Consider the following 788-nt stretch of genomic DNA (forward strand, 5'->3'; position numbering starts at 1 on the left):
CTCGATCTCACCCAACTCGATCCGGTAACCCCGAATCTTCACCTGCTGATCGATCCGCCCCAGGAAATCCAGACTCCCGTCCAGCCGACGACGCGCCAGATCACCACTGCGATACAACCGCGAACCAGCCGCCCCGAACGGATCAGGAACAAACCGCTCAGCCGTCAACCCCGCACGACCCAGATACCCACGCGCCACACCCGGACCACCCACATGAATCTCACCCGGCACACCCACCGGAACCGGATTCCCCCACCCATCCAGCAGATGAAGCGACACATCAGCAAGCGGACGCCCGATCGGATTACCCCCCGACCCCACCAGATCCCCCGCCACCACCTCATAGAACGTCGTATGCACCGTCGTCTCGGTGATCCCGTACATGTTCACCAGCACCGGAGCATCAAGCCCCAGCCGCTCCACCCACGGCACCAACTCCGCGAACTCCAACTTCTCACCCGCGAACACCACATGCCGCAACGACAACCGCCCGACCCGCTCATCACCCTCACCCGCCGCAGCAACCAGCGAACGGAAAGCCGACGGCGTCTGACTCAGCACCGTCACCCCGTGCCCGACAAGCAGATCCAGAAAATCCTCGGGCGAACGCGTCACCTCACGAGGAACCACCACAAGAGTCCCGCCGTGCAGCAGGGCCCCCCACATCTCGAAAACCGACACGTCGAAAGCGAAGGAATGGAACAGCGACCACACATCCGATGACCCGAAACCGAAGTCCTCACGAGCCGTGGACAGCAGCCGCACCACGTTCCGGTGCGTGAGCGTGA

At 63.1% G+C, this 788-nt stretch carries 1 protein-coding gene; it reads right to left on the minus strand.

Annotation, left to right across the window (positions count from 1 at the left end; translation table 11 throughout):
- Positions 1-788 (minus strand): AMP-binding protein (locus ACFPA8_RS27565; RefSeq protein ID WP_386452926.1); only part of this gene is annotated, 788 nt, incomplete at both ends.

The organism is Streptomyces ovatisporus (genome assembly GCF_042653885.1).
GTDB lineage: Bacteria > Actinomycetota > Actinomycetes > Streptomycetales > Streptomycetaceae > Streptomyces > Streptomyces ovatisporus.